This is a genomic window from Brevibacillus sp. 1238 (assembly GCF_029892995.1).
Lineage (GTDB): Bacteria > Bacillota > Bacilli > Brevibacillales > Brevibacillaceae > Brevibacillus > Brevibacillus parabrevis.
This window is the reverse complement of sequence record NZ_JARXWC010000001.1, coordinates 633,201-645,453: the sequence shown is the minus strand read 5'-3', so window position 1 is coordinate 645,453 and position 12,253 is coordinate 633,201. Positions and strand designations below refer to the sequence as shown.

Here is a 12,253-nt window from a genome sequence, read left to right as displayed (position 1 = left end):
GAGCATGCTCATGTCACGCATGGACGAAATCAGGCGGGTTTGGCAACAGGAGTTGCGCATTCCGTTTCCGCTCACCGCTCAGGAAGCGTGGGATTTTTGGCTGCTGGAATCGCCGCCTTACGAGGTGAAAACGACGGCTGTCGCCCAATACGGAAAAAAGCACCAAATCAACACGCTGATTGAAACCGGCACGTATCGCGGTTACATGGTGGATACCCAGAAGGCTGTTTTTCAACGAATTTATTCGATCGAGCTTGACCTTGCACTGTACACGGCAGCCAAAACGCATTTCGCCGCCGACGCCCATGTATCCATCTTGCACGGCGACAGCGGCACAGTGCTTCCCCAACTGCTCGCATCGATTGACGAACCTTGCCTGTTCTGGCTGGACGGACACTACATCCCGCTGTCAACCGAGTCTGCAAAAGGCAATCTCGATACGCCAATTTTGGCCGAACTGGCCGCCATCTTGTCCCATCCCGTGCCGAATCACGTCATCCTGATTGACGACGCCCGCTGCTTCATCGGCTCCAATCCGCTGTTAAAAGACTATCCGACCATCGCCGAGCTGAAACAGTACGTGGCTACCCTGCGGCCCGATCTGCACTTCGAAGTGAAGGACGACATCATCCGCATTCATCCGCCGATTGCCCACGATCCGAAAAAGACGGTCACCTTCCGTCTGCCTTTTGACGAAAAATCGTTTTTGGTCCACGGCAGCAGTTCAGACCAGAGCGTCCTGTACTACATCGAAATGGCAAACGGCCTCTACGAGGAGTACGTGCTTAACGTGCTGAAGCGGGTCGTGAAGCCAGATTCCATCTGTCTCGACATCGGGGCGAACCTCGGAACGATTTCGCTTGCGCTCAGTCATCTCGCACCGCAGGGCAAGGTGTACGCGTTTGAGCCATCTTCCGTCAACCTCGCCTTTTTGCATCAGACTTTGCAGGATAATGGGATCGGCAATGTAGAGCCTGTTCCGCTCGGCGTATTCGACCGCAACGGCATCATCGAGTTTTGCGAGGTCGATCGCGGCGGCGGCTGGTCGTTCATCGCCAGCGAAGCGACTTCTGCTGCTACCAACACGATTTCGTGCACGCGTCTGGACGACTGGGTCGCTGCTCATAACCTGTCCCGGATCGACTTGATCAAGCTCGACGTGGAAGGCTCGGAGATTCAGGTGCTGCAAGGCGGGCAGGAAACATTCAAAGCCTTCGATCCCGATCTGGTGATCGAATTTAATCCCGACAACCTGCGCGGCTATTTCGGCAAGGACCCCAACGAGCTGTTCCTGCGGCTGTTCGCGCTGTACAAAAAAATCTACTTGATTAAACGGGAAGGCGGGCTGCTCCCGATCCACTCCTATCCCCAACTGTTGGAGGCCATCAGGCCGTTTCACGGCGATTTGTTTTGCACGAACAAAACGGCTCTGCTGTAATCCACGCCAGCCTCGTCATCCGCAACAAAAAAATGCCCGGCTGCGCCGTCCCGAACGAAGGGAACGCAGCCGGGCTGTTTTGTTGTTCGTTCGCTGTTTTTGTGTTAATCCGCGGCTTCCTTTTGCAAGATCAGCTTCAATCCTTGCTCCAGGGAAACGCGCGCTTGCCAGCCGAGTGCGCCGAGTTTGCCCGTATCGGCTTGCGAGCACATCAGCTCCCCCTCTCGCTGGGCGAATGCTCCGAATTGCAGCACCGCCGTCGAGCGAGTCAGCGAATGAATTTTTTCGACCAATTCACGTACCGCCGTCGCTTTGCCCGTTCCCACCTGAAACTCGGCGTATTCGGCTGGCAAGGACGACTTTTCCCGCAGCAAAAGCAAGTACGCTGCCACGACATCCTCTACATATACAAAGTCGCGCTTCTGCTCCCCGGAAGTGAGCGCGAGCTGTGCCCCATCCCGAAGACACTGGCTGATTACGTACGGGATGAATTTGTCAGACTGGTCGAACGGCCCGTATACGTGCTCCAGCCGCATGTTGGCAAACGTCAGCCCGTACTTTTTGGCTATGTACGCCCCCCATTCCGCAAACTGCTTTTTCGTCAGGTGATAGCCTGCCAAATGCGGCGCTCCTTGTGCAAGGGAATCGCGGGAAAACGTATCCGTATTCACAAACAGCCTGGTGCCCTGCTCACAACAAAGCTGGAGGAGCCGAAGCGGGAACAAGACGTTGGCTTCCAGCAGTCCCACGTCTGACTCCCCTCTCCGGCCGTAAGCGGTTGCGGCATGAATGACGACATCAAAAGGCCCTTGCTCGGCAAAGAGCCGGTACACGCTCGCTTCCTCATCTGCATCGTACGCGATCATCTCGCTGGCGATGTCCGCAAGCCTTGCGCAATCGGACGAGCTGCGTTTGACGATGACCAGCCGATGCGAAGCTTGCACCAATGCCCGCGCCAGATGGCTGCCGAGAAATCCGGTCGCTCCCGTAAGCAAAATGTTCATGCTCTGCTACCTCCACTCCGCCTTTCCGCTTTTCCACAGCGACTCCAGGTAATTTTTGTCGCGCATCGTGTCCATCGGCTGCCAGAACCCGCTGTGCCGATAGGCTGCGAGCTTGCCGCTTTGCGCCAGTCGTTCCAGCGGCGCTTGCTCAAAAACAGTCGCATCATCGCCCAGATAGGAAAACACCTCTGGCTGCAACACGAAAAATCCGGCATTGATCCAACCGCCATCGCCGCTCGGCTTTTCCTGGAAGCCTTTCACCTGGCCGTCTGCTTCCAGATCGAGCGCGCCAAACCTTCCTGGCGGCTGCACGGCCGTAATCGTCGCCAGCTTGCCGTGCGACTGATGGAACGCAACGAGAGCGGCAATATCGATATTTCCCACCCCGTCTCCATACGTAAGCATGAACGGCTCCTCGCCGACGAATGGCTGGATTCGCTTGATCCTGCCGCCTGTCATCGTATCCTTGCCCGTATCGATCAGCGTCACCTTCCACGGGTCCTGGCAGCGATTGTGTAAAATCATCTCGTTCCCGCGGCGAAAGTCAAACGTGACATCCGACTGGTGCAAAAAGTAGTGGGCGAAATATTCCTTGATCATGTAGCCTTTGTAGCCGAGGCAAATAATGAAATCGTTGTACCCGTACTTGGAGTAGATGGACATGATATGGCAAATGATCGGCTTTTCCCCGATCTCAATCAGGGGCTTCGGCCTAAGCTGCGATTCTTCTCCGATCCGCGTTCCGTATCCGCCAGCCAAGATAACGACTTTCATGAAGCCCCCTCCTTTCCGTATTGATCGATGTGCGCAAAACAGACTTGCCGCATGTCGGCTTGTTGCTGGTAGGCTCTTGTCCACTCCACGATGCGATCCAATGCCTGCTCGATCGTCCAGTGCGGACGCCAGCCCAGCTTTTCCCGCGCTTGCGAGCTGTCGAGTCTGAGGTACGTCGTCTCGTGAAAAGAAGCTCGCTCGTCAACCTCGTAAGTCGCCTGCTTCCCCCATTTTTGGCACAGACGCGCAGCCAGCCATTCCACGCTTTTGGCGTCGTTGGCATCCGGCCCGAAATTCCAGCTACACGAGTAGCGTGGACTATCCCCATACAACCTTTGCGCCAGCAGCAAATACCCGTGCAGCGACTCCAAAACGTGCTGCCAAGGGCGAACCGCTTGCGGATGGCGAAGCTGCATCGGCTGGTCAGCGAGCAAACTCTGCAGCAGATCAGGAATCAACCGCCCGGGTGTGAAATCGCCGCCACCGATGACGTTGCCTGCGCGTGCTGTTGCAAGTCCGATCGGAGGCAAGTCTTGGGCCTGCCCGTTCTGCTGAAAAAAAGCGGCGCGGTAACAGGCGGTCACCATTTCAGCGCACGCCTTGCTATTGGAATACGGGTCGTGCCCGCCCAGCGTGTCCACCTCCCGATACCCCCAGGGCCACTCCTTGTTTTCGTAGCATTTGTCTGTCGTGACATTGACCAGCGCGCGGATGGGAATACCTGCATTTCTCGCCAGGCGAACGGCTTCCAGCAAATAAACCGTTCCCATGACGTTCGTCTCATAAGTGGCGACAGGTTCCTGATAGGACAGGCCAACCAGAGGCTGTGCCGCCATATGGATGACGATATCCGGTTTTGCTTGCAAAAGCGCCGTTTGCAGCTGCTGACTGTCGCGAATGTCGCCTGACACGGAGTCGATCAAGGAATCGATGCGGCACAGCTCAAACAGGCTGGGATGGGTCGGCGGAGCCAGCGCATATCCGGTCACCTGCGCCCCCAAGCGATGCAGCAACAGGCACATCCACGAGCCTTTGAAGCCCGTATGTCCTGTCAGGAACACTCTTTTTCCTTGCCAAAAGGCAGCGTCTGGTCGCATCATCATTCACTGACCATTTCCACGATGTCATTCCAGTCCATGCCCAGCCGGACGATGTCCTCTTCGACCAGCTTGCTGCCCATCTGCACCTCGATAATGTCGAGGTCGCTGATCGCTTTGATCGCATGCTTGGCTCCGACAGGAATTTCCACCACATCGCCAGGCTTGACGATCATCAAGCGATCATTCAGGACAAACTCCCCTTCTCCCTCCACTATCATCCACACCTCGCTGCGAAAGTGGTGGTATTGATAGCTCAAATTTTTTCCGGCATGGAGGTGGAGCTGCTTGGTCAACACCTCGACCTTTTCATTCATTTTCTGAAACTGCAAGACGTGGTACCAGCCCCAGCGCCGCTCCTCGAACATCGGCCGCTGCGACCAATCGCTTGCAATATCCTTGACCTTGTGGCTTTTGTCCTTCGCTGCGACCAGGATGCCATCCGGGCTGGCGGCGACGACGAGGTCGGATACGCCAATTGCGACGATCGGCAAATCCAGTTCATTAATGACATGCGTATTCGTGCTTTCCTCCAGATGCACGCGCCCCACTGAGCTGTCGCTCATTTCCTCGGTCAGCGTGTTCCATGTGCCAAGGTCCTTCCAATCGCCTGCGTACGGCACAACGACGACATGCTTGGCTTTTTCGACAACCTCGTAATCAAAACTGATTTTCGGCAATGCCGTATAGCGCGCAACCAGCTGATCGTAGTCCGTCGGCAGTTGTTTCTTTTGCAGCTCTTGCAGCATATAGCCCAGGCGAAACGCAAATACGCCGCAATTCCACAGGGCGCCTTGCGCAATCAGCTGGGAAGCTGTTTCCACAGAAGGCTTTTCTGTAAAGCGCGCGACCTGCAAAAAGCTGCCAGACTCGTTGTCGGCTTGCACCGGAATGACGTATCCATACTTGGTGGAAGGGTACGTCGGCTTCACTCCCATCAAGGCGAGGTCGGCCCCTGACTGCTGTATGACCGTTTCCAGTCCTTTCAACTTTTGAAAAAAGTGATCCTCCACAAAAGAGTCGACAGGCATCACAGTCACGACCTCGTCTGGCCCCAGTTGTTTGACGCTGTGCAAATAACTGGCGATCAGCGCGATGGCGGGAAACGTATCCCTTTTTTGCGGCTCCAGAATCAGCGGCACATCCGGTCCCAGCTGGCTGTATATGAGATCTACCTGCGATTGACTCGTTGAGATATAAGCCATGTCCTCAAACTGATTGGCAGCAAGCTGCCTCCATACCCGCTGAACCATGGATTCCGGTTCGCTTTCCCCATTGCGAATCAGCTTCAAAAACTGCTTGGAGCGAACATCGTTGGAGAGCGGCCACAATCTTTTGCCCGAACCGCCCGATAGCAACACCAGTTTCATCCAGGCCACCTCTGTCCGTTAAACTTCATGCATGAATCATCATATGAAAAGCTGGTAGAGGGTGACTGTTTGGTACGCGAAAATGGTCGATTCTCCCGCCTTTTGGAAAACCGACAATCACTAGCCTAGTAGACAAATACCCCGACGCGATTCGCCGGGGCATGAGCTTCAGTTCTGTATGGTCCATTGGGACGATGCATAGTCGTAATAATGAACGCCGGGTTGCCTGGGGATATGGGGGAGCCAGAAATCTTTCATGTAGCTTTTGGCCGTAAGCCCCTGGAAATGCAACGAATTTAGCCGCTTGAGGGCACCGCTGGCCTGATCCTTGCAGTAGAGCTGTCCGTCGATGGCGTACACTTTTTTCTTGCCCGAAAGACTCTCTGCCCACCGCGGGCGGTTAATATTTTCGTCAAAGAAGCTGTCGCCGAACGTTCCATGCGTATGCGCCTGGCCGGAGTAAGAACGGAAATAAAGCAGGCACAGCACCATGTCCGACACCAGCGGAACCCCTTCGATCACCTGGTCAAGCTCGATCGTTTTTTGCACGAGCAGCCGAAACATCTGCGGATTCACAAAGTATTGCATCGTCAAATTGCAGAAACGATCCAGCGTATCCAAGCCTACGAAACTTGTCCACGCAAACTCCATGGAAAACGCCCGGTATTCCGGCTTGTTGACCTGGGTGTAGAGCATCACGTCCGAATCGAGGTAAAAGCAGCCTTGTATCCGGTTTTTGCGCATGAAGTCGCGGAGAATAAACCAGCGCTGAAAGCAGAACAAATTATATTCGTAGCTCATGACATGCATGTGCTGATACACCTTGGCGAACACCTGCGCTGTCTGCATATACGAATCCATCATGACATGCATGGCGCCGGACGAGGCGTATTTCCGGTTAGCCTCCCTGCCGAGCAAGTAAACGGGAGAGCGGGGATTGCTCATCTTGGCTTGCCGCAAACTGTAGGCTAAATAATCCTCATCGTCCCTGTGCATGAAAATGATAGGCAAGGTCATTGGCGCACCCTCCTGTACGTTCCTTTTCCTCCACCGTATGCTTTTCGGATCGTGCCGGAAACGGCCACTGCTTGTACCGGACGCCTAAATCCGCCGCCATGCGCCTGAGAATGGGGGATTACACCCGTTTCCCGACATCTGCGGCGTTCATATCGTAATGTAGCATGATCGCATTTTGCCTAGACACTGATTCTTCTGAAGGAGGGACATGAGTGGGAGGAACATGGACAGACAGTGAAATTTTGGCGGAGATTGCCAAGCGCACCTGGTACCATAAAATTCAGTTGCGTCCCGGGATCGCAACTCCTGGCCTGAAAATTTTGGAGCCACTTTGGGACAGTACGCGCAAATCCAGAGCGCACATCAATTACGCAGGGAAACGGGTGCTGGACATTGCCAGCTTCGACGGAATGTGGGCGTTTGAAGCAGAAAAGCTCGGAGCCTCGCTCGTCGTCGCCACCGACTGCATGCAGCCGCTGTACTCCAACTTTGAACTGTGCAAAGACATTCTCGAAAGCAAGGTTCTTCCGCTGTATAACATTTCTCCGTACAACTTGTGGGAAGGTTTGAAAGTGCTGCTGATGGACGATTTCTCCGCTCCGTTGCCGTTCCCGCAGCAAATTCGCCACAACCTGTTCGATATCGTTCAGCATACCGGACTGCTCTACCACGTCCGCGATCCTTTGTGGACGCTGTCGCAAGCGCGCAGTGTGATCAAGACTGGCGGACATCTGCTGTTGGAGACGGCTTGCATCCTCGACGACAACGAATCAAGAATGATCTTCAACGGCCCTCCGGGAAATATGAACAGAATCTACCACGATATAACGACCTACTGGGTGCCTTCGATCAGATGCTTGCGGGAGATGCTCGCCAGCACGCTTTTCGAAGTATTGCCGCAAAGCATCACAACCGTCAACTCCGGGACCAAAAACGACTACCCGATCGGCCGCGTCACGATGGTTGCGCGGGCCATCAGCGGGCGGGAAACAGCTGCCGATTCGTACGCGGAACTGCTGCGCATTTACCGCAACCCGGGTCTGGTGCCGGACTATTTGTAAGGTAAGCACAATCTCGCCATGTGCGTCTATCAAGGTGTGCGCTCCCTCCTGCAAGCGAGGGCGCCACACCTTTTTGCTATGGGAATCTGTCAAAATAAGAAACGTATCCCGATGCCAAATCCGGTTCTTGTACATATGGTATTGCAGGCGTGCCATTTCTTTTTGCGCTGACTTTTTGAAAAGGAGTGACAGAAATGTCTAGCGGGCAGCTGCCTCTCGTCAGTATCGTAACCCCCTCCTTCAACCAGGCCAGATTCATTCGCGAAACGATCAACAGCGTGCTGCTCCAGGACTACCCGAACCTGGAAATGCTCGTGATCGACGGCGGTTCGACGGATGGAACACTCGCCATTTTGCAGGAATACGCCAGTGCGGACAGCCGCTTCCGATATATTTCCGAACCGGACAACGGACAATCCCATGCGCTCAACAAAGGTTTTGCCATGGCGCAAGGAACCATCATCGGCTGGCTCAACTCGGACGACACCTATCTTCCCGGAGCGATTCGCAAGGCTGTCCACGCTTTATTGCAGCATCCGGCTTGGGGAATGGTTCATGGAAAATGTCAGGTCATCAATGAACATAGCCAGGCAGTCAATACGTTTCCCTCCTCGCACGCCGATGCCAAACAGCTTTACTACACGTGCTGCATCTGCCAGCCCGCCGCGTTTATTCGCCGCAATGTCATCACCCACATGAAGGGCGTGGACGAAAAGCTGAACTTTTGCATGGACTACGAGCTTTGGATGCGCATCGCCAAATTTCATCAAATTGGCTTTGTTCCGGAGTTTTTCGCCAATGCCCGCATCCACGCCACCTGCAAATCGACGACGCAGTGGCATTCGGTCGGAATCCCGGAAGTGTTCAAATCGCTCGCCAAGCACTATTCGAGCATCCCGAGCGGCTGGATCTCGCACGTCTCGCAATATCGGGGGATGGGCGTAATTGACTTGCTGAAAATATTCAAGTCGTTTCCTTCCAACTCCACACATGTCACCAGCACGAACCGCTTCCCGGACACATGGGCGCCTCCCGTCTTGCGCACGATCATTCAGTCTGACCCTGACAAGCCGGCACATATTTTGCTGATCAAAGGCAAAATTCCCGGTGCGCCAGCGAAGCTGCCCAAACCTTTTCAACTGACCGCTCTCGTCAACGGAGCTCGGGCCAAGTCTTTCACCGTCGAAAAGTCGCAGTTCGCCCTGGAAATCCCGCTCGACCCGCGAACAAACGTGCATCGCGTAGACATCGCTTCTTCCTTGACGGCCCCGGCGACCGTCCCGCATCTGCAAAACAAGCTGGTCGGAGGTTATCAGGCCGAGGAAGTGATCCCGCTGTCTCATGATGAATTTGTTGTGTATCAAGCTTTTTCGCGAGCCTAAAGACCCTGCGCATGCTTCACATGTACAGCCTCGTCTCCAGAACAGCCGCCGCCCCTGCAATCGCCAGCAGCAACAAGATGGGATAGGCGGCTGGTACATACGCGTAGACCGCCACTGTCGCCACAGCTACCCAAATGCCCGTGCACCAGTGGCAACTGAGCAATTCGCCAAAAAAGCGGCGGATTTTTCCCCCTTTAAAACGATACTGCCGGTTCATTTGTCCGGTCGCGTCTGCCTCGTACACGACGGTAAAAAACGGGTTGCGAAGAAACGACGTGATCTCGTCATACACAATCAAATGGGTGAGGCGAAAGCTGGCCAGCACGAGAATGACCAGGTCAATCCACGAGATGCCAAACATCGAATTTTCCCTCTTTCCAATATTTTGTGGTTTCTTTCCCCAAACAATATCGGGTACCATTGGAGGGCGACAAACCAGAGAAAGGCGTGATGACATGAATCGCAACATTTCGAAGATTGCAGCTATCCTTTCCCTGTCCGTCACCTTCACCATGATCGGACAACCTGCATTTGCAAAAACAACATTTACCCCTCTGAAAAAGGGGATGAATAATGCACGCGTGCTCGAAGTGGAGAAAATGCTCGATGCCCTGCATTTTGACCACAAGCTGAAAGTAGACAAGCTCTATACCGTCGACACCGTGTACAACGTCAAGCAATTCCAGAAAAAGTACAAGCTCAAGCAAACGGGAATTGTGAACAAAGCGACTTACGACAAGCTGAACAAAGTGTACAAGGCGCAAAAGACAAAACCGGCTCCCAAACCGGAGACGCCAAGCAAGCCTGCCGAACCAGCTGTCACCCTGAAGCTCGGCTCTACAGGTGAGCGCGTCAAAGATTTGCAAGCCATGCTCGCCAACCTCGGCTACAAGGTGACTGCGACAGGCACTTATGATGACTCTACCCGTTTTGCCGTCATGCTGTTTCAATCCCGCAACAAGCAGACTTTGACCGGGGAAGCCGACGCGAAAACGTACAAGGCGATTGAAGAGCAGTACAAGAACAACAAGAACAATCCGAAGCCAACTCCGACACCAACGCCAACCCCGACACCGCCTGTGACGCCAACACAGCCGGAAAAACCGCAAAACCCGGGCACTGGCACGACCGTTCCTTTGCCAGCCGATTTGACTGCTGACGAAAAGGAAATGGTCCAGTTGGTCAATCAGGAGCGCACGAGCCGCGGACTCGCGCCGTACCAGGTCGATATGCAACTGGTCAAAGTAGCGCGAGTCAAAGCCCAGGAGATGGTGACCAAAGGCTACTTCAGCCACACTTCTCCGACGTACGGTTCGCCTTTCCAGATGATGGACACCTTTGGTATCAATTATATGGCGGCAGCTGAAAACATTGCCCAAAATCCGTCGGTAAGCGGTGCCCATCAAATGTTCATGAACTCTTCGGGCCACAAGACCAACATCCTCAGCCCTACGTATGACTATGTGGGAATCGCTGTAGTCAATGGCGGCCCTTACGGAAAAACGTTCGTCCAAATGTTTTTGAAAAAGTAAGCTCGCTGAATGTAAAAGCCATCATTTCGCTATCGAAATGGTGGCTTTTTTTGCCTGTGCCTAGAACGAAACAGCAATCCGGTTGTTCGCCGAAAAATGCACGGATTGGTCATTGCAGAGAACGACTCCTTCTACAACGATCGCCTTGCCCGAATCCTGCTTCAAAAAAGACACCTGGAAATTTTGAAAAGCTTCCGCTGACTGCGGCGGGATCGCGACAGGCTGGATCGGAGCAATCCAGTATTCGCCGCGCTCCATCGCTTGGGTAAACCAGTCGTCATCAAGATACCGCCAGCCTTTCAAGCCGTTGCTGCCTTGCACAGCCAATGTCTCGACCAGCCGCGGCGGCAAAATTTGCCCGCCCATCTTGATCGAATCGGCTGGGCTTACCCGCAGGCAAACGATCGGATTGTACAGCACCTCTGTTCCCGTGTTTTTGACTTGCAGAGTGCCTATTAGCAAATACGGTTTTTCATTGGAGTCTGAGTGAATCAATGTGTAGTCAAAAAACACTTCTGCGGCTGTGCGCGCTTCTACAGCCTGTTCCTGTTCCTCTGTTTGTTCGGGAGCTGCTTCTTCTATATGGAGGACGGCTGCGTGCGGTTCCTGTGGTTGCTCTCGCTCCTGCGATGCGACTACCTCTTCTGCCAGGTGTGCAGCAGCTTCCTGCTCTTGCTGAACCACTTGCTCTGCCTGCGGCTGTTCCGCCTTTTGCAGGCTGGCTACTGCTGTCTGTTCCTCCTGAACGTCTGGCACTGCCTGTGCGGTCATGACTGGCGCCTCTGCTTGCTCCTCGCCAGCTTCGCTCTCGATTTGCTCGCAATCGTGCTCATCTGCCTGGTCAAGCAGCTCCTCCACTTCTGCAAGCAATTCCTCATCGTCGCTTGTGCTTGTGGTCAGCTGACTTTGCTCGGACGACCAGACGCTGGAGTAGAACAGCTTCAATATGTTCGGGGGAAGGTAAGCAAGCGGCTGAATGTGCAAGCCGTTTTGAAAATATTCCAAAATGCCCGAAGCGAGATAGAAGGCTATTTTTTCGCCGTAAGCTTTTCTTTTGTACACTTCCGTGTGAATCGGAATTTGCAACTGGATATGCACGATTCCGCCCGCTTGTTTGGGCGCTTTGCTCGCTTTTTGCTGGCACGCTATCCCCGTCTGCTTCAGTTCTTGCTGCAAGCAGCGGATCAGCTCTCTCTGCCGCTCATTTTCGTGCGGATATAAAACCAGCCGCGGCTTTTCCAGCAAGCGCAGTTCCTTCATGCTGAAGCGGATCGCAACGTCGGTATTTTTCGCCAGGCTGAGGTTGTTTTTCGTCAGCACCACTTCCATTCCATAATCAGAAACGAAGCGCTGGACTTTCCCCAGCACATCCCACTCGTAGGCAGTTTCCGTCGTTTGGCCGCCTGTAAAAAGAACGCACACTTTCCCTTTCAGGCCCGAATCGAGATCGATCCGCTTCTGTTTCGGGTCCCATTTCAATTGAAATCCGTTTTGCTTGCAAAACAATCGAAAAGCAGGCAGAGCCGCATACGGCATGGTCCCGCCACGCTGCCCGCTGTAATATACCTCGACGTCCAT

11 protein-coding genes are annotated in these 12,253 nt (G+C 54.1%); 4 read left to right on the top strand and 7 right to left on the bottom strand.

Going from position 1 to position 12,253, the window contains the following annotated elements:
- Positions 1-4: 4 nt before the first annotated feature.
- Entirely contained in the window at positions 5-1,438 is a 1,434-nt protein-coding gene (locus M2298_RS02935; RefSeq protein ID WP_280648205.1) for an FkbM family methyltransferase, read from the top strand.
- 104 nt (positions 1,439-1,542) lie between these two features.
- On the opposite strand, the gene M2298_RS02930 is transcribed toward M2298_RS02935, so the two are convergent.
- From M2298_RS02930 to M2298_RS02910, 5 genes are all read right to left on the bottom strand, one after another.
- Positions 1,543-2,442 (bottom strand): NAD-dependent epimerase/dehydratase family protein, encoded by a 900-nt coding sequence (locus M2298_RS02930; RefSeq protein ID WP_173599790.1) that lies wholly within the window; start codon positions 2,440-2,442, stop codon positions 1,543-1,545.
- Between the two features lie 6 nt (positions 2,443-2,448).
- A complete protein-coding gene (gene rfbF, locus M2298_RS02925; protein WP_173596260.1) occupies positions 2,449-3,216 on the bottom strand; it encodes a glucose-1-phosphate cytidylyltransferase in 768 nt (255 codons plus the stop codon).
- Positions 3,213-4,316 carry a CDP-glucose 4,6-dehydratase gene (gene rfbG / locus M2298_RS02920; protein WP_173599800.1) on the bottom strand — a complete coding sequence of 368 codons (1,104 nt, stop codon included), beginning with the start codon at positions 4,314-4,316 and terminating at the stop codon, positions 3,213-3,215. The genes rfbF and rfbG overlap by 4 nt, the downstream gene beginning before the upstream one ends.
- The gene (locus M2298_RS02915; RefSeq protein ID WP_122963222.1) at positions 4,316-5,683 is read right to left on the bottom strand and encodes a sugar phosphate nucleotidyltransferase; all 1,368 of its coding nucleotides are present in this window, start codon (positions 5,681-5,683) and stop codon (positions 4,316-4,318) included. Before M2298_RS02915 ends, rfbG begins: the two co-directional genes overlap by 1 nt.
- 168 nt (positions 5,684-5,851) lie before the next feature.
- The gene (locus M2298_RS02910) at positions 5,852-6,700 is read right to left on the bottom strand and encodes a hypothetical protein (protein ID WP_173596258.1); all 849 of its coding nucleotides are present in this window, start codon (positions 6,698-6,700) and stop codon (positions 5,852-5,854) included.
- A gap of 212 nt (positions 6,701-6,912) precedes the next feature.
- Between M2298_RS02910 and M2298_RS02905 the strand changes: the two genes are divergently transcribed.
- Both M2298_RS02905 and M2298_RS02900 read left to right on the top strand, forming a co-directional pair.
- Positions 6,913-7,761: a DUF1698 domain-containing protein gene (locus M2298_RS02905; protein WP_173596257.1), complete on the top strand. Its 849-nt coding sequence runs from the start codon at positions 6,913-6,915 to the stop codon at positions 7,759-7,761.
- Between the two features lie 194 nt (positions 7,762-7,955).
- The gene (locus M2298_RS02900; protein WP_173596256.1) at positions 7,956-9,143 is read left to right on the top strand and encodes a glycosyltransferase family 2 protein; all 1,188 of its coding nucleotides are present in this window, start codon (positions 7,956-7,958) and stop codon (positions 9,141-9,143) included.
- Positions 9,144-9,159: 16 nt separating this feature from the next.
- Here M2298_RS02900 and M2298_RS02895 read toward each other — a convergent pair whose 3' ends face one another.
- Positions 9,160-9,504: a DUF1360 domain-containing protein gene (locus M2298_RS02895; protein WP_122963219.1), complete on the bottom strand. Its 345-nt coding sequence runs from the start codon at positions 9,502-9,504 to the stop codon at positions 9,160-9,162.
- Positions 9,505-9,598: 94 nt separating this feature from the next.
- Between M2298_RS02895 and M2298_RS02890 the strand changes: the two genes are divergently transcribed.
- Complete coding sequence (locus tag M2298_RS02890; RefSeq protein WP_173596254.1) at positions 9,599-10,675, top strand: peptidoglycan-binding protein; 1,077 nt, start codon at positions 9,599-9,601, stop codon at positions 10,673-10,675.
- A 60-nt stretch (positions 10,676-10,735) separates the two neighbouring features.
- Here the strand turns inward: M2298_RS02890 and M2298_RS02885 are convergent, their stop codons facing one another.
- On the bottom strand, positions 10,736-12,253 hold the full coding sequence (locus tag M2298_RS02885; protein ID WP_280648204.1) for a hypothetical protein: 1,518 nt from the start codon (positions 12,251-12,253) through the stop codon (positions 10,736-10,738).